This window comes from Flavobacterium plurextorum, from assembly GCF_002217395.1.
Taxonomy (GTDB): domain Bacteria; phylum Bacteroidota; class Bacteroidia; order Flavobacteriales; family Flavobacteriaceae; genus Flavobacterium; species Flavobacterium plurextorum.
The window spans coordinates 1-23,038 of record NZ_MUHD01000026.1; the positions used below are offsets into that span (position 1 = coordinate 1).

The following is a 23,038-nucleotide window of genomic DNA, read 5'->3' on the forward strand; positions in this document are numbered from 1 at the left end:
CGTTTTTCATAATTCTAAAAAACCTTAATTTTAGAATTATGAAAAACGAGTTTAAAAAAGGTTTTTATTTTAAGTCGTACGAAGCTCCATTTCAGTCTCCGTTTGAGAAACTTTTTGGTATTTTTAAAGAGCTGATCACCCATACTTCGGGAGATTTTGATGAAGCTATAGACTGGCTTCGGGAACTGGATAAGGAATATAAACTTACGGACGAAAACTACACGATCGATGATTTTATCGAAGATTTAAAAAAGAAAGGTTATATAAAAGACGAAATAAAAGGAGATGGCACAAATGGTTTTGGCATTACTGCTAAAACAGAACGTGCAATTCGCCAGCAGGCTTTAGATCAGATTTTTGGAAACTTAAAACGTTCTGGAAACGGAAATCATAAAACCAAACATGCAGGAAATGGTGATGAACATACAGGAGAATTTCGCGAATTTAATTTTGGTGATAGTTTAGAACGTATTTCATTGACAGAAAGTCTTAGAAACGCTCAAATCAATAATGGAGTTGAAAGTTTCATGCTGACCGAAAATGATTTAGTAGTCGAAGAAACGCAGTATAAAGCACAAATGAGTACCGTTTTGATGATTGATATCAGTCACAGTATGATTTTGTATGGCGAGGATCGAATTACTCCGGCAAAGAAAGTTGCAATGGCTTTGCCCGAATTAATAACAACGCGTTACCCAAAAGATACACTTGATATTTTGGTTTTTGGAAACGATGCTTGGACAATTCCAATTAAGGATTTACCGTATCTGCAAGTTGGTCCATATCATACCAATACAGTTGCCGGACTCCAGTTAGCAATGGATATTTTACGAAGAAAACGAAATACCAATAAGCAGATTTTTATGATTACTGATGGTAAGCCAAGTTGTGTACGCGAACGCGACGGTTCGTATTATATGAACAGTAACGGACTTGATGAATATATTGTCGATAAATGTTATACGCAAGCCCAGCAAGCTAGAAAATTACATATACCAATAACGACTTTTTTGATTGCAAACGATCCTTATTTACAGCGATTTGTAAATCATTTTACCGAAGCCAATCAAGGAAAAGCATTTTATACAGGATTAAAAGGTTTAGGAGAAATGATTTTTGAAGATTATGAAACGAATAGGAAAAAAAGAGTTCGCTAAATAAGGTTTAAAGGTTCATAGTGGCAAAAGGACATAGGTTTTTTTGGCAACGTGTATAGTAGAGACGAACAGCAGTGCGTCTAACACAACAATTGTCACGCTGAGCGAAGTCGAAGCGCCGCTTCAATTGGGTTTAGGAGAAATGATTTTTGAAATTATGAAACGAATAGAAAAAAAAGAGTTCGCTAAATAAGGTTCAAAGGTTCATAGTGGCAAAGGGACAAAGGTTTTTTTGACAACGTGTATAGTAGAGGCGCACAGCAGTGCGTCTAACACAATGTATGACACAACGCTTATTATCTACAGAAAATAATAGAAACAACAAAACACATATTTCAATAAAATGGAAATAACAACTATAAAAACATTAGGTCAATTAAAAGTCTCAGGATATAAAAGCACTAGTATTAAGGATGAATTAAGAAATAATCTGCGAGAAAAGATTAAATCAGGAAAACCAGTTTTTGAAGGTGTTCACGGTTTTGAAAACACGTTAATTCCCGAATTAGAACGTGCTATTCTTTCTCGTCATAATATTAATTTGTTAGGACTTCGCGGACAGGCAAAAACTCGCTTAGCGCGAAAAATGGTCGAATTGTTAGATGAGTATATTCCGTTTGTGACCGGTTCAGAAATTAATGACGATCCATTAAATGCGATTTCGCGTTTTGCTAAAGATTTAATTTTAGAGAAAGGTGATGAAACTCCAATTTCGTGGCTGCATAGAAATGATCGTTTCTTTGAAAAATTAGCAACGCCAGACGTTACTGTTGCAGATTTAATTGGAGATGTCGATCCAATAAAAGCGGCTAATTTAAAATTATCTTATGCAGATGATCGCGTAATTCACTTCGGAATGATTCCGAGAGCAAATCGCTGTATTTTTGTAATTAATGAGCTTCCGGATCTGCAAGCCCGAATTCAAGTTGCTTTGTTTAATATTCTGCAAGAAGGCGATATTCAAATTCGAGGATTTAAAGTAAGAATGCCACTGGATATGCAGTTTATATTTACGGCAAATCCAGAAGATTATACGAACAGAGGAAGTATTGTAACGCCTCTTAAAGATAGAATAGGTTCGCAGATTTTAACGCATTATCCCGAAAGTGTTGCCATCGCAAGAACAATTACAGAACAAGAGGCGAAGCTGGATGAAAATCAAAGTGACATCGTTTATGTGCCAAGTTTAGCCAGAGATATTTTAGAACAAATTAGTTTTGAAGCTCGAGAAAGCGAATACATCGATAATAAAAGCGGTGTAAGTGCCAGAATGAGCATAACGGCTTTTGAGAATTTAATTAGTACTGCAGAACGTCGTGCTTTAAAATCTGGAGCAGATAAAACAATTTTGCGTTTATCAGATTTTATGGGAGTAATTCCGTCGATTACTGGAAAAGTCGAATTGGTTTATGAAGGAGAACAGGAGGGAGCTGCAGTCGTTGCACAGTATTTAATTGGCTCAGCAATTAGAACATTGTTTTCGGAGTATTTTCCAAAAATTGAAAAACTTGAAAAGCCAGGAGAAAAAACACCTTATTCAGATTTGATTGAGTGGTTTTTTACAGAAAGCGGTTTTGAATTATTAGACGATGCTTCAGATGCTGAATATAAAGGTATTTTGGATGAAATTACTCCATTAGATATTTTATTAAAAAAATATCAGCCTAATTTAGACAAACAAGATATGCATTTTATGAAAGAGTTTGTTTTATGGGCATTGGTAGAGTATAAAAAACTAAGTAAAGATCGTTTTGCGCAAGGTCACCAATTTAAAGATATGTACGGAAGTTATATCAGTAAATTGTAATCAATTAAGTGTAGTTTTTTAATATATAGAAGAATAGATTAATTGCTAGAAAAAGGCGTTTTGCTAATTTAAAAGACACATAAGCTGCTATGTTAAAGAAATGTATTTCTTTTTTCGTGTTCCTTTCTTAAGCATTATATAGTCTATGTTTCTATGTGTTTAGACCATATTCAGCAAATTAAATATTGATTTTACAATCTAACCCGACAGTTATTTTTAAACTGTCGGGTTTTATTTTGTGAATTATATTGATATATCAATTATATTTGTATCAAATAAGTGAATCATGAAAATTGAAAATCCAACAGGAACTGCTCTTTATTCTATAGAAAAGGCAATAAAAGAATATCGAAAACTGGCACAAAAAAACATTGCCAAAGTAGTAAAAGATATTACAGTAGATCAATGCTTGGTGCTTATCATATTGCAGCAAAACGAGAGTATTTCTCAAAACGAATTAGCAAATCTTGTATTTAAAGACAATGCTTCTATAACTCGAATGATTGAATTAATGGTGAAAAATGACTACCTAATTCGAACAATTCATTCTGAAGACAGAAGAAAGTTTAATCTCACAGTTACTGAAAAAGGTTTGAAAACCATTGAATTAATAGAACCCGTTATTCAATCAAACAGAGAAACAGCTTTGCATGGTTTATCATTAAAAGAGATAACATTGCTGGATCAAACACTGCAAAAAATAATTCGTAATTGTAAAGAATGATTGATATGAAATCAAAATTAATCTTAGTAATGTTCTCGGTATTTGCTTTTGGTTATTCGCAAAATGAATTGGGCAGAAAACTAGAAAAGTATATGGATGCGCAATTTGCTGTTAATGATTTTAGCGGCACCGTTTTAGTTTCTAAAAATGATACCATACTATTGAAAAAAGCCTATGGTTTTGCTGATTATGAATGGAACATAAAAAACACAATCGATTCAAAGTTTAGTTTAGCTTCCGTTTCAAAGCAGTTTACAGCTGTTGCAATCTTGCAATTGGCGGAGCGTAAAAAACTTTCTTTAGAAGATTCTATAAATCAATATTTTGCTGATTTTCCGAAAGGAGAAAAAATAACGATAAAAATGCTGCTGGCTCATAATTCAGGTTTGCAAATGGATTTTGACGAATTGTATTTATCAAAGACAGATTTAGATAAAGATTCTGTTTATCAGTATATCATCAAAAAGCCATTACTGTTTGAACCTGGTACAAGTACGGCTTACAGTAATATTGGGTATTATTTATTAGCAAGAATTATAGAGAAAGTATCAGGGCAGACTTATTCGGCATTTTTAAAACAGCAATTGTTTGATAAGGCTAAAATGTACAATTCAGGCATTACAACAAATAATGCAATAGTAGATAAAATGGCTAAGTCGTATTATTTTGAAAATGATAAACTAGTAAAAAATCCTTATATCAATTGGAATTTTAATATAGGTCATGATGGTGTTTATTCTACCATTGATGATTTGTATTTATGGAATAAAGCCTTATTTGACAGCGAGATTATTTTATCAGAAGAATCAAAGAAAAAGATGTTTACTTCATACAACGATCAAGATTTTGGATTTGGGGTTTTAGTTAATCCATTCTACAATCTAAATCATCAGTTAATTGCACATGACGGCGGTTTTTTTGGAGCAATGACATCTTTTAATAAATTTACAAACGATAATATACTAATTACTGTTTTATCCAATAACCAGTCAAAGTCTTATTATATCGCATATGGTCTTGCCGGAATCTGTTTTGGAAAAGAAGTTGAACTTCCGTATAAACATATTCAAATTGCAGTAGATTCAAAAATCTATGATCAGTATGTGGGAGAGTATGAAAATATTAAAATTTTAAAGAAAGATAATAAGCTGTATTATATAGATCAAGATATTGAGTTACTGCCAGAATCTCAAACCAAATTTTTTCGCTCAGACAATAACAATACTACAGTCGAATTTGTAAAAGACAAAAAAGGAAAAGTTATGCAGCTGGAAATTAAAAAGGCAGGAATAAAAGAAGTAAAAGTTAAAAGTAAGGGAGTATAAGTACTATTTTTGCATTCAAAATTTAATTCTATGCTGTTTTTAATTCTAAGTATACTTTGCAGTGTTACAGTTGGTGTAATCTTTAAAATTACCCGTAAATACAATGCTAATCCCATTCAAATTATTGCGTTCAATTATATAGCAGCATTAGTACTTTGTTATTTTACTTTTAGTCCAGATCTTACTATAGTTCATGAAGATGCTCCGTGGAATATTTATGCGGCAATTGGTATTTTGCTGCCTATTGTTTTTCTTTTTCTGATATTTTCAATAAAACATATGGGAATTGTAAAAACCGATGCGGCACAACGATTGTCATTATTTATTCCCATACTTGCGGCATGGTTAATTTTTAAAGAAGAGTTTAATTCTTATAAAGTTATTGGCCTTGTAATTGGGTTCATTGCGCTTTTATTCATTTTAAGAAAGCAGATGCAAAACGAGCAGAACAAATGGATTTTTCCTGTCGCCGTTTTTGTTGGTTTTGGAGTAATTGATATACTTTTTAAACAAATAGCACTTTATACCACTCTGCCATATACCACATCTCTATTCGTTGTTTTTAGTATTGCATTAGCAGTTTCTTTGTTAATAGTACTTTACGATGTTATTTTTAAAAAGAATGGGTTTAGTACTAAAAATGTCCTTTTCGGGGCTTTAGTAGGGATTTTTAACTTCGGAAATATTCTATTTTATTTAAAAGCACATAAGGCATTTGCTGAAAATCCTTCAACAGTTTTTGCAGGAATGAATATGGGTGTAATTGTATTAGGAAGTCTTGTTGGTCTTTTTTTCTTCAAAGAAAAGCTATCCAAGATTAATATAATTGGACTTCTTTTAGCATTAATTTCTATTGTTTTCATTGTAAGATCACAATTTTAGTATATTTTTTTATCTTTTTAAAGCTTTAGTTTTCAGTTGGTTTTGAGTTGATTTAAAAGTTTTTCAAAATAAACTCTACTAATTCTATAGAATTTATAAAATATATTTTATAGATTTGCATTAACAATGAAAAACTCTAGTCTAAATATCATTCCGTTTATGTGCAGCTTGACGATGTGCTGTATGATGAACAATGCAATGAAATGGCGTTAATAGAAAGTACTTGTTAGTTATTTTTTTTTTTAGCCTTTCATGCACCATGAAAGGCTTTTTTTAGAACTAGTAAAAACAAACAAAATGAGATCAAATAGAAATATCAATATTATGATGCCGTACTGCTCAACAAAAGTTCCGTGTTGTAAGTATATCAGCTGCTGATTTTATTCAGAAAAAAAACAATTTAGTAAACCCAAATTAAGTAAATCATAAAAATTAAAAGTAAATATTATGAGTACAGAAATTATAAAACAGAATCCCTTTCAATCCATGATTGATCGTTTTAATATAGCTGCAGATATTCTAAAGTTAGAGGAATCAATCAGGCAAAAGCTGCAGCGTCCTGAAAAACAAATTGTAGTAAACTTTTCGATAACATTAGACAACGGAACTGAGCAGAATTTTGAAGGTTATCGCGTAATACACAACACAGCTTTGGGACCGTCTAAAGGTGGTATTCGCTATGATAATGCCGTAAATCTTGATGAAGTAAAAGCATTAGCCGCTTGGATGACTTGGAAATCTGCTGTTACTGGAATTCCTTTTGGAGGAGCAAAAGGAGGTATTATTTGCGATCCAAGAACACTTTCTAAAACAGAATTAGAACGTATTACGAGAGCTTATACAAAAGCATTATCGGATATTTTTGGTCCGCAAAAAGATGTTCCTGCACCAGATATGGGAACAGGTCCAGACGAAATGGGCTGGTTAATGGATGAATTTTCATTAGTTCACGGTAAAACAATTCATGCCGTTGTAACAGGAAAACATCTGCATTCTGGAGGTTCATTAGGCAGAGTAGAAGCAACCGGAAGAGGAGTGAGTATTATTAGTTTACTGGCACTTCAAAAACTAAAAATTAGACCAGCGAGAGCAACTGTTGCAATTCAAGGTTTTGGAAATGTAGGTTTGCATTCGGCTTTATTTTTATATGAAAAAGGGCTAAAAATTGTTGCAGTAAGTGATGTGTCAGAAGCATTTTATAATCCGCAGGGAATTAATATTCCAGAGCTTATTTTGTATTACAATTTAAACAATAAAACAATAAAAGGTTATCCAAATTCCGTTGCTATTAAACATGAGGATTTGCTGCTTTTAGATGTTGATGTGTTAATTCCTGCCGCAAAAGAAGATGTAATCACTCAGAAAAACGCGCATGACATTCGTGCAAAAATTATAATTGAAGCTGCAAACGGATCAGTTTCTTCAGATGCTGATAAAATTTTGCATGAAAATAATGTTTTGGTAGTTCCAGATATTCTTGCAAATGCCGGCGGTGTAACCGTTTCTTATTTTGAGTGGCTTCAAAATTCCTTGTTAGAATCGTGGAGAATTCATCAAATAAACAAGCGTTTAGAAGATATTTTAGAAAAAGGATTTGAAACGGTGTTTAGAATTGCGGCAAAGCATAATGTAACGCCAAGAATTGCTGCTTACATTATTGCTTTGAAAAAAGTAGCCGAAACACAATCTGTAAAAGAAGTGGCAGCCGACGCGCCAAAATTCAAGCAGAACTAATATTAGATTCGAGTAAGATTAAAATAGTTTAAAATTAAACACATAGAAGCATATATATTTTATGTGCAAAAAGAAGACAAAAAGAAACTTATTTCTTTCACATAGCGGTTTATGCGTGTTTTAAATAAGTGAAAAGCCTTTTTTAAAATAACAAAATCTATGTTTCTATGTGTTAAAACAATTACATAAAATGTATTAAGATTATTTTCATCGATAGAAAGCCAGTGAGGGTTTTTTATTGGTGAAAATATCTTTTTTAATTTCATATCAATTCATATAATCTTTAAAAATGAAAAACATTAATTTTCTAGCATTTGCAATGCCGGCTTTTTTTCTTTTTTTATTTCTTGAATACAAGCTTGCACAACGAAAAAAAAGACCTGAAATTTTTAATTATGAAAGTTCTGTTTCAAATATAAGCATTGGTATTGCAGAGCGATTGATTAATTTGTTTATCGCCGGCAGTTTTTATCAACTGTATTATTTAATTTATGATGAGTACCGCATATTTGATATTCCGAGTGGTGTATTAGTTTGGATTGCCTTGATTCTCGCCACAGATTTTGTTTGGTATTGGTACCATAGATTAGGTCACGAAGTCAATTTTTTCTGGGCTGCACATATTGTACATCATCATAGCGAAGAGTTTAATTTTACGGCAGCAGCCAGAATTACGACATTTCAGGCAATAGTTAGAACAGGATTTTGGTGTATACTGCCTTTTATCGGTTTTCATCCCTCAATGGTTATCACAATGCTAATTGTGCACGGAGCTTATTCGTTTTTTACTCATACACAGCTTATAGGAAAAATTAAATGGCTGGAATATGTTTTTGTTACACCATCCGTTCATGGCGTTCATCATGCTTCTGACGAGAAATATTTAGACAAAAATTACGGTGATATGTTTACCTTTTGGGATCGTCTTTTTGGTACTTTTCAGGAAGAAGAAGAAAAACCAAAATACGGCTTGACACATCCTTTAAAAAGTTATAGTTTTCTATGGCAGCACTTTCATTATTACTTTGAAATTTTTGAATTATGGAAGCGTTCTAAAGGTTTTAAGGCAAAATGGAATGCCGTTTTTGGAAGTCCGGCACATATGGATCAAGATATTCGTCCAACATTAGAAAAGCGTTTTTTACAAGATAAAAGCAATCCCAATCAAAGGCTTCGTTTTCGGAATTACCTTTATATTCAATTAGGAATCTGCACTTTATTACTAACGGTTTTTACCTATTATTTTGATCGTTTAAACGCACTCGATAAAGGTTTTGTTCTGTCACTAATACTTATAACATTAATTAACTGCGGTGCACTTTTAGAACAGCGCAAATGGATTTATTATCTTGAATACGCTCGCATTTTAATGATAACAACCTATTTTTTATATGAAGAAAATCTAACAATATTTTTCTTTGTTCCCTTGGCAATTATGATTTTTGCTGAACAATTATTTTCGCTTAGTAAATTGTATCAGAATGTTATTTTACAATTAGAAACTGCTGAGTAAAAGATGTTTGCCACGAATTGCACGAATTTTTACGAATTGATTGGGGAAAATTCGTGTAATTTGCGGCGATTTCATGTCTTATTTTTAAATTTATTAGAATTAAATTAAGTCCCAGCGGGAGGTCATATTTATAGCAAATTTTATTTCACATTTCATGGAGCCCCAGCGGGGTGAAATAATTTACATGACAATAATAAAAATGTTATGTCGCTCCGCAGGAGCTTTTATTCTAGAGTTCTATAAATGACTATAAATATTCCGCTCCTCCGGAGCAGGGAAGAGTATCAAGTTATATATATCTTTCCGCCCCGAATTCCCGAATTCATATTTTAAAAATAATTCGTGAAAATCCGTGTAATTTGCGACGATTTCATGTCTTATTTTTAAATTTATTAGAATTAAATTAAGTCCCAGCGGGACGTCATATTTATAGCAAATTTTATTTCACATTTCATGGAGCCCCAGCGGGGTGAAATAATTTACAGACAATAATAAAAGTGTTATGTCGCTCCGCTGGAACTTTGATTCTGGAGATCTATAAATGGCTATAAACATTCCGCTCTTATGGAGCAGGGAAGAGGACCAAGTTATATATATATTTCTGTCCTGAATTCCCGAATTCATGTTTTAAAAATAATTCATTCGTGAAAATTTGTGTAATTCGCGGCAAATTTTTCACATTACAAATTCAATATTTACAAAATAAAAAATCATTTAAATCCTCTTAATCTTTGGTAAACTTTTTTTATCCCTGACAGAAAAACTTATATCGTCTTAATCGCCATAATTTTCTCTTCAAAAGTATCTTTAAAATCTGATTTACTTTTAATCCTGGTTTTGTAAGTGTAAATTGTAGCCACAGAAAGTTCTAGAAATTCTGCCATCTGACTGCTTTCCTGAATACCCAATCGATATAAAGCAAAAATGCGAAGTTCAGTATTTAGAAGCTCTCCCTTTTTTACAATGCATTTATGATCATTAGGAAACAATTGATTAAAATCGGTCACAAAAGTGGGGAATAGTTTCAAGAAAATCTCGTCGAATTGATGAAAAAGATTTTCCCTTTCTTCCTTCACGTTGTAGCGTTTTAAACTCGCAATAACTTCATCAGTCTTTTTGGTAATAATTTTGTGAAGCGTGCTTTTTTGAATGTGATCGATCTTATTGATAAAGGCTGATGTTGCTTTTATAAAATACGTAATATATTCTTCTTTAATAGCATTGGCTTCGCTTAAGCTCACATTCATTTCCTGCAGCTGCGCATACGAAGAAGCCATTATTTTCCGCGCTTTATTTTTCTCTTTTAATTGCTTGAAAATGATAATCGAAAACAAAATAATAATCAAAGTGAGTATTGTCAATAAAATAATGATCTTTTCCAGCTTGTCATTTTTCTCTTTTACATTATTTAACTGTGCCTTTTCTATAATGGGTAAAATCGACGAAATTTCAATTTTTCTATGTCTTGCATTATAAAAAGTAGCATCGTCCATAGCAATATTAATATACTCATTTGCCTTATCCAAATAGCCCATTTTAAAAAGTTCATTTGCAAGATTTCGCAGTGCAACCGTTTCTTTAGTAGCATTTTTAACATCGGCAATAGCGGCAAGTGCCAAGTATTGAATTGCTTTTTTTGTATAACCTCTTTCTGAGTAAATATAGCCTAGACTAGATGTTGCAATACCATAATAATCGGGTGGTAATTTGTAATTGTTGATCCAGTAACTAAAAGCAAACTCAGCGCCTCGCCAGTCTTGCTGTTTTAATCGTTTTAAACTTTCTGCTGCCCAATATTCGTTGGTATTAGTGCCAATTAATTCTAAAGCCTTTTTTAGAAAATGATTTCCCTGTTGTACATAATGAATATTAAAACGCTGATCTTTATTGTAATCGGCGAGATCGTAATAAGCTCGAGCTTTTATATTATAATATTCGAACTTATTTTTTAAATCAAGTTTTTTATCATCAATAATATTCAGCGTGTCAATAGCTTCTTTAAAAAGTCCTGATGATAAGAGTACAAAACCCTCTTTAATTCGGCTTTTAGCCAAATATTTGGGATCTTTTAAAACTTTAGCCTTGATTTTTGCTTCTTCCAAATAATAATAAGCAGAGTCGTATTTGAATGATTTGTATTCATCAAATAATGACATGTAGGTATTATACAACTGTTCATTGTTTTGACTAACAGTATATTTTGAAACATTCTTTTTTAAGGATTCAATTTTACGATATTTCTGTTTTAAGTAAATCTCTTTTTTAAGCAATGCATTATCTAATTCTTCAAGAATAGGATTGGTCTCTTTGGCGGCTAGAGAAAAACCCGCAATGAAAAAATACAAAAAGAATATTTTTCGCATGGTTTTGTTTTGGTTTTAGGGGTAAGATAATTTATGGTTAGCGTAAACGCGTTTTAAATCAAAACTATTTAAAAACTGATGATTAGTAGTTTTTTAGATAGAAAGCAGTTCCTTAAGATTTCTTGAAAAAACATCTGATAAGCCTGAAAATGGCATAAAAATGTTAAAACCGCTCTATTTGTTTGCAATTATACAATAAAAAGTGATTAAATATATGTATAGTAAAAAAATATTGCTTTAAAATTTTCATATTATCATAAATGGTGTCTAAAAAAGTGGTTTTGTGTCTTTACATGACCTTGATTTTTAGAAACAACACACGAGTGTAATTATTTGATTTTCAATTGATTATATACAAAGTTAATCTAGATAAATCTTGATTTTTCGCTGATGTTTTTTTTTAGATTTATTTAACATCTAGTTTCGTACTGTCCTTTTTAAGGGATAAAAAAACTAACAAAAACCAAAATTTTATGAGATGTAAAAGTTATTACTTGTTAGCTCTGCTAATCTGTTTTTTTGCAATAAGCTGCGATACTACAGAAGACGGAAGCTACGTTGATCCAATTACGATTTACGAAAAAGTAGACGGTAATTGGGGATTAACAAACTTGAAAATGGTCGACGATTTTGCCAAAGCAAATAAGATCGAGCCAAACGAAGAAAACTTGAGTACTTATTTTAACTACGAAGATTTTAAAATCAAATTCAACGTAGATGAAAAGAACAAACCAACAAGTTATGAAGTTACTGGTAATGTTCCGCCTTTATTTGCCCCAAAAGGATACTGGCAGCTAAGCTCAGATTTTCAACCGACAAATCCGGGCAATCCTGTTAAAATTTACTTATACAGTGATGCCCAAAAAACTCAAAAAACAGACGAATTAAGAGTATCATCGATTCCAGGTAAAAACGGAGAAATGGAAGTTATTTTAACTAGAAGCTCTGGAGGAACTCCGTTTGTGTCTTACGTATTTAAATTAAATGCTATTAATTAAAAAGTAATATGAAAAAATTTATATATACAATTTTACTAGCCCTTTTGATGGCGCCTAATTTTATAAAGGCACAAGAAGCTGCGGGATCAGTAGGTGCGATGTCATCATTTCCGGTAGTATACAAATATGATGAAAAAGTGACATGGTTTTTTGATCTTTCGGCAACCACATTCGCAGAAAATGAAGATGTTTTTATTTGGATTTGGTCACCATCAGAACCAGATGCCAACAATTGGGAACATTCTTCAGATTTTGCAAAACTGACTTATGTTGGTAATAAAGTTTGGAGTTTTACTTTAACTCCAACTCAATATTTTTCTAAAACCCCTGAAGAAATTGCAGCAAGCGCAGGATTTTGGTTTCGTTTAAAAAATAAAAACGGATCAAAACAAAGTGAAGTGGCAAATATGCCTTACACTGATTTCTCTTCTTTTTATACTTCGAATGAGCTGATCAGAGCTTATCCGACAAAACCAACTATTGATAAAGGAGTAAGTATTTTGTTTAATGCAAATTTAGCGCCTGGATTTGCTGGAGCTACAAGCGTTCACATGCACAGTGGTTTAAATGATTGGAATCTTAAACAAGAATATCAATCATGGCTGCCTGAAATTGCGGCTAAAACGAAATTAAAAGATTTGGGTAATGGCTTTTATAAAATGGATTTAGTTCCTAAAGATTATTACAACGCGCCAGAAGGTTACATTATGGAAAATTTAGTTTTCTTAATGGTAAAAGATGATTGGGCAGGAACAATTCCAGATCAGGTTTTATACGCAGGAGCTTATGTACCGCCGCCGGCACCAGTTTTTGGATTTTTTCCATTACAAATCAGTCAGAAAGATTTTCTGGGAATGTCGAGAAAAAATAATGAATCAGGTGTAAACAAATTAATCTACAGCATTACAGCTGGAAGTAAAATAATTTCTGGTGAGTTTACAGGAGGAACAGCAGAGATAAAAGGATTTGTCAACTTAGTTTCAGAACTAAATGGAATTCCAAATTTAAATGAAATACATGTTTTGGTAAAAGACAATAAGAACAAAACGATTTCAGATACCACAATTCCGCTGAAAACTTTAGACAAATAATTCGCTATCAAATTAAAACATCAACTCTAATGAAATGAGCATAATCCAAAATTGGATATGTGAATTACATATGACCGATAAAAAAAACAATAAATAACCGCATATGAATAGTAAAAATAAAAAAAGAGTCCTGCATCAAATGTGGACTACTCAATCGCTGGTATTCATGATTTTCATGCTTTTTCTTTCGGCAGGAATGTTTGCTCAGGAAAAAAAGCAGGTATCTGGTACTGTTTATGACAATACAGGAAACGTACTTCCGGGTGCATCAATTATAGAAACGGGAACAAGAAACGGAACAACAACAGATTTTGACGGAAAATTTACCTTAGTGGTAGCCGTAGGAGGTTCAATTGAAATTTCATTTATAGGGTCGACAACTCAAAAAATGCAAATTACCAGTTCTAATCCAAAACTAGATATTCGCCTTCAAAATGACGGTTATCAATTGGCCGAAGTTCAGGTAGTTTCTGTGGGATATGGAACACAAAAGAAATCAGATTTAACCGGCGCTATTTCGAGTGTAAAAGCTGACGATTTAGTAAAAGGAACAATCTCTTCTACAGAGCAGGTTTTGCAGGGAAAAGTAGCAGGATTAAACATAATTCGCCCTTCTGGTGATCCAGCTGCAGGTTCTACAATACGCTTGCGAGGCGGAACTTCCTTAACCGCAAGCAACAGCCCTTTAATTGTAGTTGACGGAATTGCTGGTGTAGATATTAATATCGTACAACCGTCAGACATTAAAACGGTAGACGTTCTTAAAGATGCTTCGGCGACAGCCATATACGGTTCAAGAGGAGCAAACGGAGTAATTATAATTACAACAAAGTCTGGTACAAAAGGAGTTTCTGTAGTCTACAGCGGTTTATCGAGCGTGGGTTATGTTACTGATAATTTAGATCTTTTATCAGCAAATCAATGGAGAGGTTATGTTCGCTCAACAGGAAATAAAGATGCTGTTGATTTTGGAGGAAATACCAATTGGCAGAAAGCAATTGAGCAAACTGCAATTTCGCAATCACATACTTTAAGTATTAATTCTGGAAAAGCAGACAGTGGTTTTAGAACTTCTCTTTCATATTTAAATAATGAAGGAGTTATTAAAAAAACAGGTTTAGAAAGATTAAGCGGAAATATAAATGCCTATCAATATCTTGGAGATAATAAAGAGGTGAAATTTGATACTGGTTTATTTGCCAATATAGACAAATGGCATCCTATGGATTATAGAATATTTGAGCGCGCTTACAATCTTAATCCAACAATTCCAGTTTATGATGCTAATGGACAATTTTCGGCTGTTAGTGGAAACGTTTATCAAAATCCAGTTGAAATACTTACAAATAGAACTACTGATAATGAAAGACACAGATTGTTAGGTTATTTTAAAACGGAGGTTAAGTTTTTAAATGATTTTACGGCTGTTGCCAACATTTCATACGAACATAATGCAGTAAAAGGCAGTACTTATAAACCATCTTACGCTGTTATGGAAGGTGTAGATGAAAAAGGATATGGGCAAAAAACATATGCTGAGTATGCAAATGCTCAAGGAGAATTGTATGTAAATTACAATAAAGTGATAGACAAACATACTATTGGTGCACTTGCAGGATACTCTTACCTAGAAAATATTTATGAAGGTTTTGGTGCGCAGCGAAGCGGTTTTGTAACAGATGCTTTTAGCTACAACAATCTTGGTGCAGGTTACAATTACCGTTTAGGCGATGTGTATTCATATAAAGGAAAATCAAATTTAGTTTCGTTTTATGCCCGTGCTAATTATTCCTATGATGGCAAATATCTGCTTACGGCTACAGTAAGAAGAGATGGTTCAAGCCGTTTTGGAGAAAATAATAAATGGGGAACTTTCCCGTCAGCGTCTGTTGCTTGGAAAATTTCGAGTGAAGAATTTATGAGCGGAACAAAAGGATGGTTAGACAATCTTAAACTTAGAGCAGGTTATGGAGTTACCGGAAATCAAGACGGAATTGGGGAATATAAATCACTTTCGATTTTAGGAGTAGGAAAAGACAGTTATTACGATCCTGCGACAGAAAGATGGAGTTTAGCGTATTCGCCAACACAAAACCCAAATCCTGACTTAAAATGGGAGTCAACAAAACAATTGAATATTGGTGTAGATTTTAGTCTTTTTAATAGAATTTCGGGTTCATTCGAATATTATTCAAAAAACACAGACGATTTATTATATACCTATGAAGTACCGCAGCCTCCATATTTAGTGGGAACTATGTTGGCAAACGTAGGAGAAATGTCTAATAAAGGAGTTGAACTTACTTTGAATGCTGATATTGTTAAAGGAGAAAAATTCAACTGGAATGCTAATTTGACTCTTGGTCATAATGTGCAGAAAATCGAAAAACTATCGAATCCTACTTATAAAACAGATGTTATTTACAGCGGATCGTTACACGGATTAGCAGGTATGTCTGGACAATATTCTCAAATTATTGCCGAAGGTTATCCAGTTGGAACTTTCTGGGGATTCAAAAATGCAGGATTAGATTCAACAGGAAAAATACAATACTACAATGCAGCGGGGCAAATAGTTGCAGAAAATGCTTTGTTAGATGCTGATAAAACAGATCTAGGAAATATTCAACCCGATTTGACTTTAGGTATTGGAATGAACTTTACGTACGGAAATTTTGATCTTGGAATTTCTGGATACGGAATGTTTGGTCAAAAAGCATTAAATGCAACTAATATGATGCTAAATGATCCAAATAGATTACCAACATTCAATGTTCCTGATGCTTTTTTAGGAAGCGGAATCACATCGGCTCCAAAATATTCTGATTATTGGATAGAAGATGCTTCATTCTTTAGACTTCAAACAGTAAGTTTTGGATATACACTGCCTTTAAAATTCAAAAAATCTAAACTTAGAATGTACGTAATGGGAGAAAACCTATTTGTAATTACAGGTTACAAAGGTGTAGATCCAGAAATAGGTTTAAATGCTCAAGACGGAATCAACCAAACTGGAGTAATGGATTTAACTGGATTAGCAGCTCCTGGAATTGATAGATACAATAATTATCCTCGACCAACAACGATTTCTGTTGGACTAAATTTTACGCTGAATAATTAAGCGAATTAACCAAAAAATATAAAAAATGAAAGTCAAAATAACAGCATTATTAGCAGTAAGCATGCTTTTTACGATATCATGTACAGATTTAAATGAAGATTTATATGATAGAGTAGAAGACGGGAATTTTGGAAATACTCCAAAAGAAGTCGACGCATTAGTTGGCGGAGCTTATTCTTCTTTAAGAGGATTTAAAGATAATATATCAAACAATTTTCCAACAAGCGAATATGTATTTTTCTTGAACGAAACCGTTTCAGATGAAGCGACTATACCAACAAGAGGAACAAACTGGTATGATGGCGGGCAATATCAAGATGCACAAAAGCATACTTGGAAACCTGATAACCGAATGATTCTTTCGGCTTGGCGTTACAACTATACAGGAATTGCAAAGATTAATGCGATCATTTATCAAGTAGATAAATCAGCATTAACGGATACTGCAAAAGCTCCAATTTATGCCGAGTTAAAAGCTTTGAGAGCTTATTACTACTACAATCTTTTAGATTTATTTGGAAATGTGCCTATCGTAGTCAATTTTGAAGATACATCGCTGCCAACAAATTCTACTAGAAAACAAGTTTATGATTTTGTAGAGAAAGAATTATTAGATGCCATTCCGCACTTAACATCAAATGTTGTGTATTCTAAATTTACAAAAAATGTTGCTTATTCTTTATTAGCCAGATTGTATCTAAACTCTGAAGCTTTTATAGGAACAGCACGCTGGCAGGATTGTATCACTATGTGTCAGAAAGTTACGGGATACACTTTAGCGCCGGATTTCTTTGCCAATTTTGCAACACAAAATGAAAAATCGCCAGAGATTATTTTTTCAATTCCATACGATCAAAAAGCTGGAACAGAAGGAAATTATATGAACTCAATGTCATGTCATTACTTGCACAAATTGACCATTTCGGCAACTGGATTAGACTTTCCTTGGAGTGCAAACGGAATGTGTGCACAGCCTGGCGTCTATTCTGCTTTTGCTGATACAGACAAAAGAAAAAAATGCATGGTAGCCGGCGATCAAATCAGTGTAGCAACAGGGCAGGTTATTGTAATGGATAACGGTGAACCGCTTACTTACACAGAAGAAGTGAAAAGCGTAGCTGATGCAAAAGAAAATCAAGGAGTTCGTTTAGGAAAATACGAAATGAAAGCTGGCGAACAGTGGGAACGTGATCATGATTTTGTACTGATTCGCTATGCCGAAATTTTAATGATGCAGGCTGAATGTTACGTGCGTTTAGGTAATCCCGGTTTAGCAAAACCATTTATACAGCAAATAACAGCTCGTGCGGGCGAAGAAATGCCCACAACGATAGATCTTCATTTTATAGATCGTGAATTACTTAAGGAATTTACTTTTGAAGGAAGAAGAAGAACGGATAATATTCGCTTTGGAACATTTTTCCTGCCATGGTGGGAAAAAGGTGAAACGGAAAAATACAGAGCCATTTTTCCAATTCCAAGCACTGTTTTAACAACGAATAAGAACCTGAAACAAAACCCTGGTTATCCTGTGAATTAGGTTCTTGAATGTCAGTCTTCTATGTTGGTTAGTCGTGGAAGGCTGACATATTTTTAACATAAATAATTTTAGGATGCAAACTGTGGACATATTATTTAACACATAGAAACATAGCTTTTTTTATAAATAAAGTAAACAAAAAGAAACTCATTTCTTTCACATAGAGGATTATGTGTATTGCAATAAAGTGAAACGCCTTTTTTAAGTATTAAAAGCTATGTTTCTATGTGTTGAAATAATTATAGCATATTTCTATTAAAAACAAACAGCACATCAATATGAAAAGATCTATCACATTACTGTTTTTTGGGATCATGAATATTTTAGTCGCCGCAAGCTGCAGCAGCGATGATAAAGGTTCAGATAAACCAGTAGAACCAGAAGTACTAAAACCAGCGGCAGTTGAAAAAACAAACAGCACTAAAATTTACGTGCACTATATGCCTTGGTTTGAAACCAATGAAAGCAGTGCCGATAAAAAATGGGGTTATCACTGGACAATGGCCAACAAAAATCCAAATACAATAGGAGCAAACAATCGTCGAGAAATAGCTTCGTACTATTATCCGCTTATTGGACCTTATCATTCAGGCGATAAAAATGTGATCGAAAATCATTTATTATTGATGAAATATGCAGGAATCGACGGCCTTTTAATCGATTGGTATGGCACTTACGATGTTAATGATTACCGTATGGTAAAAGAAAATACAGAACAGCTTATTGCAATGCTTGATAAAGTTGGTTTAGAATACGCCATTGTATATGAAGACCGCGTAACAAAAAATGTGGTTGATGCCGGAAAAGCAATTTCAGTTACCAGTGCCGCAAAAACAGATTTAGCATACCTGCAGAATAACTATTTTGATGATGCTAATTATATAAAAATAAACGGAAAACCCTTATTGCTCAATTTTGGACCAATAGTATTACAAACAGCTTCCGAATGGACAAACGTTTTTAATACTTTGACCGTAAAACCTACTTTTTTAACCCTTTGGGATCAATCTGTTGAAGCTGGAGAAAATGCCTCAGGCGAGTATGCTTGGGTGTTTAAAAATAGTACTTATTTGACCAATTTTTATACCAATACAAAACCAAAACTTTCTGTTGCAATTGGCAGTGCTTATCCAGGTTTTAAAGATTTTTATGCAGATGGCGGAGGCGGAGCGGCAATTGGATGGACAATAGAACATAACAATGGTGCTACACTTGATGAAACACTTTCTTTAGCCAAAAGCGCAAACTTAAATTACCTGCAATTGATAACGTGGAATGACTTTGGAGAAGGAACCATGTTTGAACCAACGGTTGAATTTGGATACACTTATATCGAAAAAATTAAAGCATTTGCAGGAGTAAAAAATACCGAAACAGTTTTTCCGGATATAAGCAAAATGTATAATCTGCGAATTGAGAAGAAAGGAAATGTCGATATTCAGAAAAAGCTCGATCAGGCATTTAATTATTTTATTTCCATGCAGCCGGCAAAAGCAAAACAAATAATAAACGAAATTAAGTAAGAGTTGTAATTAATACAATCATATAATGAAAAACATAAAATACAGATACTGTTTAACCGCCTTTGCATCACTATTGCTCTTTGCCTGCAGTACAAATAAAACCTACAAAATCAATTCCCCAGGGAAAAACAATGAATTAGTTTTTGAATTGACAGAATCTGGTCAGCCGCAGTATAGTTTTACTTCAAACGGAAAATCAGTTATTGAACCTTCTTTGATGGGATTTGAGTTTCAAGGAATCAAAAAAATGACAGATGGTTTTGAAGTAGTTTCCACTGAAGAAAAAACGGCCGATGAAACTTGGGAACAGCCTTGGGGTGAATTCAAAAAAGTTAAAGATCATCATAATGAATTGATTGTTCATCTTAAAGAATCAAATGGAGAGGAGCGTTTGGTTGATATTATTTTCAGGATTTTTGATGATGGATTAGGTTTTAGATACGAATTTCCGAAGCAGCCGCATTTAGGTAAAGTGAAGATTTCTAATGAAATTACGCAATTTACATTTAAATCAGATAATGATGTTTGGTGGATTCCTGTGCATCGCGAAAATAGCTATTACGAAAGCACTTATCGCAAAACTCCGATGAGCAAAACGGATACCATTAATACGCCTGCAACTTTTGAAACTAAAGAGAAATTGTACGTTGCTATTCATGAAGCTAATTTGACAGATTTTGCTTCAATGACACTTTTAAAAACAGGCGATAAGCAATACAAAAGCGATTTGGTGCCTTGGGCAGATGGTGTAAAAGTTTATGCCGAAACACCTTTTAAAACGCCTTGGAGAACAATCATTGTAGGAGAGAAACCTGGAGACTTAGCTGTTTCGACAATCATGCTGAATTTGAACGAACCTTCAAAAATTGAAGATCTTTCTTGGATTACACCTTCCAAATATATTGGAATTTGGTGGGGAATGCATTTAGAAAAATATACTTGGGGACAAGGACCAAAACATGGTGCGACTACTAAAAACACAAAAGAATATATAGATTTTGCAGCAAAAAACAATTTCGATGGTGTTTTGGTCGAAGGTTGGAATGAAGGCTGGGACGGAGACTGGACTGCAGACGGATCTTCTTTTAGTTTTGTAAAAGCGTATCCTGATTTTAATCTGGAAGAAATTACAAAATATGCAGCCATGAAAAATGTTCGCTTAATAGGGCATCATGAAACCGCAGGCGCTTCTAAACATTATGAAAGCCAATTGGAAGATGCGTTTAAATTGTATCAAAAAATGGGCGTAAATTCTGTAAAGACAGGTTACGTAAACAAATATTTAGATAAAAAAGAATGGCACGACAGCCAGTATGCAGCACGTCATTATAGAAAAGTTATTGAAGCTGCAGCAAAATATCATATTATGATAGACAATCATGAGCCCATAAAAGGAACAGGATTGCAGCGTACTTATCCAAATTTTATGTCGCAGGAAGGCGGCAGAGGTCAGGAATATAATGCGTGGTCTGTAGATGGCGGAAACACGCCGGAACACTTAACAACTCTGCCATTTACAAGAATGCTTTCTGGTCCTTTTGATTACACGCCGGGAAATTTCAATTTTGATTATAAAACACCTTCTGGAGCTCGAGTGCAGACCACTTTAGCAAATCAATTGGCATTGTATGTAATTATTTTCAGTCCGCTGCAAATGGCTTCAGACTTGCCTGAGAACTATGTTGGCAAACCTGAATTTCAGTTTATAAAAGAGGTGCCGTGTACATGGTCAGAAACAAAAGTTTTAGATTCTAAAATTGGCGAGTATACAACAATTGCGAGAAAAGATTGGGAGGAGAAAAACTGGTATTTAGGAGCCATTACCAATAGAGAAGCCAGAGATCTTAAAACAGCTTTGTCTTTCTTGGATGCAGGAAAAGAGTACGAAGCAGAAATTTATGCAGATGGAGCAGGAGCAAATTATAAAACGAATCCTTATCCTGTAATTATTTCAAAACAAAAAGTGAATAATAAAAGCGTTTTAAATATAAAATTGGCAGCTGGAGGAGGAACAGCTATAAAATTTACTCCAATAGATAAATAAGTTAGTTGGTATATTTTGAATTAAGTTTGAGTTTGAGCAATGAACCCGATATCCTCTAAAAGATATCGGGTTTGTTATTTTGTTTTAATTAAATTTTTAACACATAGAAACATAGATTTTAAATCCTCAAAAAAGGCGTTTCACTTATTTAAAATGCACAAAGCTTATGTGAAAGAAAGGTATTCTTTTTGTATTCTTTTTTACGCACTAAAAGCTATGTTTCTATGTGTTAAATAAAATTATTTTGAGTGAAGATAACAGATTGAACCTATTATACTCGATTAGTAAAACTCTAATGTTTGTAAAGTTTAACGTGATTACCAAATGAATATGTCGCAGCAATAGTTGGTCCGTTATAACCCCATTTCAAGAATCCATTTAAGTGTTCTCTTGTTGTATCAACTTTAAAATTCAAACCAGTGTATCCCGCGGTAATACTTAAATTTTGATATACGTTATATAAAAGTGACAAATTATAGCTGACAATTCGGCCATCGATATTATCGATTTTTACTGCTAAGTAATTGGCATTTACATACAAACCAAAACGTTTTCCGAGTACAAATTCTCCCCATATTCCAATGTCAGGTAAAGGCGCTGTAAAATTGAAACTGTCGTGGTATTCCAGACTGGCTTGGTTGGCATCTAAACGTAAACCTAAATCGGCAAAAAGTACGTGAGCACCAATCAGCAGACCAGCTTCATATTTTGGTTTAGATAAAAATGCATATCCGTAAGCTATACGAGCAATTTGTACGTCGAAATTGGCTGATACTCTTGAGTTTACATTATAGGTATGATCGCCAAAATTAATGTCTTTTTGCAGGGTTTTTGAAGAACTTCTGTTAAGCGAAAAAAATTCAAATCCTAATCTTGATCGTCTTGAAATACGCCAATCAAAAGTTCCCATAAAGGAAGAACTTGATTTAGAGAAACCTAAATCATCTTCTAAATCTATTTCCGTAGCTCGATTACCATTGTTAGTACCTACTTCAATTTGTGTATTATTTACTGGAAAAAAAGCTCCTGCAGTTACTTTAAATCTTCTTGCATGCCAAGGTAAATCATCTGGAGAATCTTGCAGGTAGTCGAAGTTGTTTTGTACTGCAGTTAAAGTGTCTTTTGTTGATGCATCTGCTACAATTTGTGCATTAGATGAAAGATACGAGAACGGAATTATCAAAAAATAAAATAATCTTTTCATGAGGTTTATCTT

The 23,038-nt window shown here is 33.4% G+C and carries 16 protein-coding genes; 14 read left to right on the forward strand and 2 right to left on the reverse strand.

Going from position 1 to position 23,038, the window contains the following annotated elements; genetic code table 11:
- The first annotated feature begins 38 nt into the window (after positions 1-38).
- From B0A81_RS13425 to B0A81_RS13460, 8 genes are all read left to right on the forward strand, one after another.
- Positions 39-1,157, forward strand: coding sequence for a vWA domain-containing protein (locus B0A81_RS13425; protein ID WP_089058591.1), 1,119 nt, complete (start codon positions 39-41; stop codon positions 1,155-1,157).
- Between the two features lie 43 nt (positions 1,158-1,200).
- Positions 1,201-1,350 carry a hypothetical protein gene (locus B0A81_RS21640; protein ID WP_165768070.1) on the forward strand — a complete coding sequence of 50 codons (150 nt, stop codon included), beginning with the start codon at positions 1,201-1,203 and terminating at the stop codon, positions 1,348-1,350.
- Positions 1,351-1,500: 150 nt separating this feature from the next.
- Positions 1,501-2,964: an AAA family ATPase gene (locus B0A81_RS13430; protein WP_089058510.1), complete on the forward strand. Its 1,464-nt coding sequence runs from the start codon at positions 1,501-1,503 to the stop codon at positions 2,962-2,964.
- Between the two features lie 286 nt (positions 2,965-3,250).
- Positions 3,251-3,688 carry a MarR family winged helix-turn-helix transcriptional regulator gene (locus tag B0A81_RS13435; protein WP_089058511.1) on the forward strand — a complete coding sequence of 146 codons (438 nt, stop codon included), beginning with the start codon at positions 3,251-3,253 and terminating at the stop codon, positions 3,686-3,688.
- A 5-nt stretch (positions 3,689-3,693) separates the two neighbouring features.
- Positions 3,694-5,013, forward strand: coding sequence for a serine hydrolase (locus tag B0A81_RS13440; RefSeq protein ID WP_089058592.1), 1,320 nt, complete (start codon positions 3,694-3,696; stop codon positions 5,011-5,013).
- Positions 5,014-5,043: 30 nt separating this feature from the next.
- On the forward strand, positions 5,044-5,895 hold the full coding sequence (locus tag B0A81_RS13445; RefSeq protein ID WP_089058512.1) for a DMT family transporter: 852 nt from the start codon (positions 5,044-5,046) through the stop codon (positions 5,893-5,895).
- A 447-nt stretch (positions 5,896-6,342) separates the two neighbouring features.
- Positions 6,343-7,629 (forward strand): Glu/Leu/Phe/Val family dehydrogenase, encoded by a 1,287-nt coding sequence (locus B0A81_RS13450; RefSeq protein WP_244281421.1) that lies wholly within the window; start codon positions 6,343-6,345, stop codon positions 7,627-7,629.
- A 289-nt stretch (positions 7,630-7,918) separates the two neighbouring features.
- Entirely contained in the window at positions 7,919-9,142 is a 1,224-nt protein-coding gene (locus B0A81_RS13460; protein WP_089058515.1) for a sterol desaturase family protein, read from the forward strand.
- 764 nt (positions 9,143-9,906) lie between these two features.
- Here the strand turns inward: B0A81_RS13460 and B0A81_RS13465 are convergent.
- Positions 9,907-11,505, reverse strand: coding sequence for a DUF6377 domain-containing protein (locus tag B0A81_RS13465; RefSeq protein ID WP_089058516.1), 1,599 nt, complete (start codon positions 11,503-11,505; stop codon positions 9,907-9,909).
- Positions 11,506-11,978: 473 nt separating this feature from the next.
- Between B0A81_RS13465 and B0A81_RS13470 the strand changes: the two genes are divergently transcribed.
- The 6 genes from B0A81_RS13470 (at position 11,979) to B0A81_RS13495 (ending at position 21,822) form a co-directional block, all read left to right on the forward strand.
- On the forward strand, positions 11,979-12,503 hold the full coding sequence (locus tag B0A81_RS13470; protein ID WP_089058517.1) for a DUF5004 domain-containing protein: 525 nt from the start codon (positions 11,979-11,981) through the stop codon (positions 12,501-12,503).
- An 8-nt stretch (positions 12,504-12,511) separates the two neighbouring features.
- Positions 12,512-13,594, forward strand: coding sequence for a hypothetical protein (locus B0A81_RS13475; RefSeq protein WP_089058518.1), 1,083 nt, complete (start codon positions 12,512-12,514; stop codon positions 13,592-13,594).
- A gap of 103 nt (positions 13,595-13,697) precedes the next feature.
- Entirely contained in the window at positions 13,698-16,715 is a 3,018-nt protein-coding gene (locus B0A81_RS13480; RefSeq protein ID WP_089058519.1) for a SusC/RagA family TonB-linked outer membrane protein, read from the forward strand.
- 25 nt (positions 16,716-16,740) lie between these two features.
- The gene (locus tag B0A81_RS13485) at positions 16,741-18,255 is read left to right on the forward strand and encodes a RagB/SusD family nutrient uptake outer membrane protein (RefSeq protein WP_089058520.1); all 1,515 of its coding nucleotides are present in this window, start codon (positions 16,741-16,743) and stop codon (positions 18,253-18,255) included.
- 278 nt (positions 18,256-18,533) lie between these two features.
- Entirely contained in the window at positions 18,534-19,778 is a 1,245-nt protein-coding gene (locus B0A81_RS13490; RefSeq protein WP_089058521.1) for a glycoside hydrolase family 71/99-like protein, read from the forward strand.
- A 25-nt stretch (positions 19,779-19,803) separates the two neighbouring features.
- Positions 19,804-21,822: a glycoside hydrolase family 97 protein gene (locus B0A81_RS13495; protein ID WP_089058522.1), complete on the forward strand. Its 2,019-nt coding sequence runs from the start codon at positions 19,804-19,806 to the stop codon at positions 21,820-21,822.
- A 292-nt stretch (positions 21,823-22,114) separates the two neighbouring features.
- Here the strand turns inward: B0A81_RS13495 and B0A81_RS13500 are convergent, their stop codons facing one another.
- Positions 22,115-23,026, reverse strand: a complete 912-nt coding sequence (locus B0A81_RS13500; protein WP_089058523.1) for a hypothetical protein — start codon at positions 23,024-23,026, stop codon at positions 22,115-22,117.
- Positions 23,027-23,038: the final 12 nt, after the last annotated feature.

Bases quoted from the DNA above. Each gene is read 5' to 3' on its own strand.
- B0A81_RS13490 (WP_089058521.1), top strand. From the start codon at position 18,534: ATGAAAAGATCTATCACATTACTGTTTTTTGGGATCATGAATATTTTA.
- B0A81_RS13425 (WP_089058591.1), top strand. From the start codon at position 39: ATGAAAAACGAGTTTAAAAAAGGTTTTTATTTTAAGTCGTACGAAGCT.
- B0A81_RS13440 (WP_089058592.1), top strand. From the start codon at position 3,694: ATGAAATCAAAATTAATCTTAGTAATGTTCTCGGTATTTGCTTTTGGT.
- B0A81_RS13495 (WP_089058522.1), top strand. From the start codon at position 19,804: ATGAAAAACATAAAATACAGATACTGTTTAACCGCCTTTGCATCACTA.
- B0A81_RS13450 (WP_244281421.1), top strand. From the start codon at position 6,343: ATGAGTACAGAAATTATAAAACAGAATCCCTTTCAATCCATGATTGAT.
- B0A81_RS13435 (WP_089058511.1), top strand. From the start codon at position 3,251: ATGAAAATTGAAAATCCAACAGGAACTGCTCTTTATTCTATAGAAAAG.
- B0A81_RS13470 (WP_089058517.1), top strand. From the start codon at position 11,979: ATGAGATGTAAAAGTTATTACTTGTTAGCTCTGCTAATCTGTTTTTTT.
- B0A81_RS13460 (WP_089058515.1), top strand. From the start codon at position 7,919: ATGAAAAACATTAATTTTCTAGCATTTGCAATGCCGGCTTTTTTTCTT.
- B0A81_RS13485 (WP_089058520.1), top strand. From the start codon at position 16,741: ATGAAAGTCAAAATAACAGCATTATTAGCAGTAAGCATGCTTTTTACG.
- B0A81_RS13500 (WP_089058523.1), bottom strand. From the start codon at position 23,026: ATGAAAAGATTATTTTATTTTTTGATAATTCCGTTCTCGTATCTTTCA.
- B0A81_RS13465 (WP_089058516.1), bottom strand. From the start codon at position 11,505: ATGCGAAAAATATTCTTTTTGTATTTTTTCATTGCGGGTTTTTCTCTA.
- B0A81_RS13445 (WP_089058512.1), top strand. From the start codon at position 5,044: ATGCTGTTTTTAATTCTAAGTATACTTTGCAGTGTTACAGTTGGTGTA.
- B0A81_RS13475 (WP_089058518.1), top strand. From the start codon at position 12,512: ATGAAAAAATTTATATATACAATTTTACTAGCCCTTTTGATGGCGCCT.
- B0A81_RS13480 (WP_089058519.1), top strand. From the start codon at position 13,698: ATGAATAGTAAAAATAAAAAAAGAGTCCTGCATCAAATGTGGACTACT.
- B0A81_RS13430 (WP_089058510.1), top strand. From the start codon at position 1,501: ATGGAAATAACAACTATAAAAACATTAGGTCAATTAAAAGTCTCAGGA.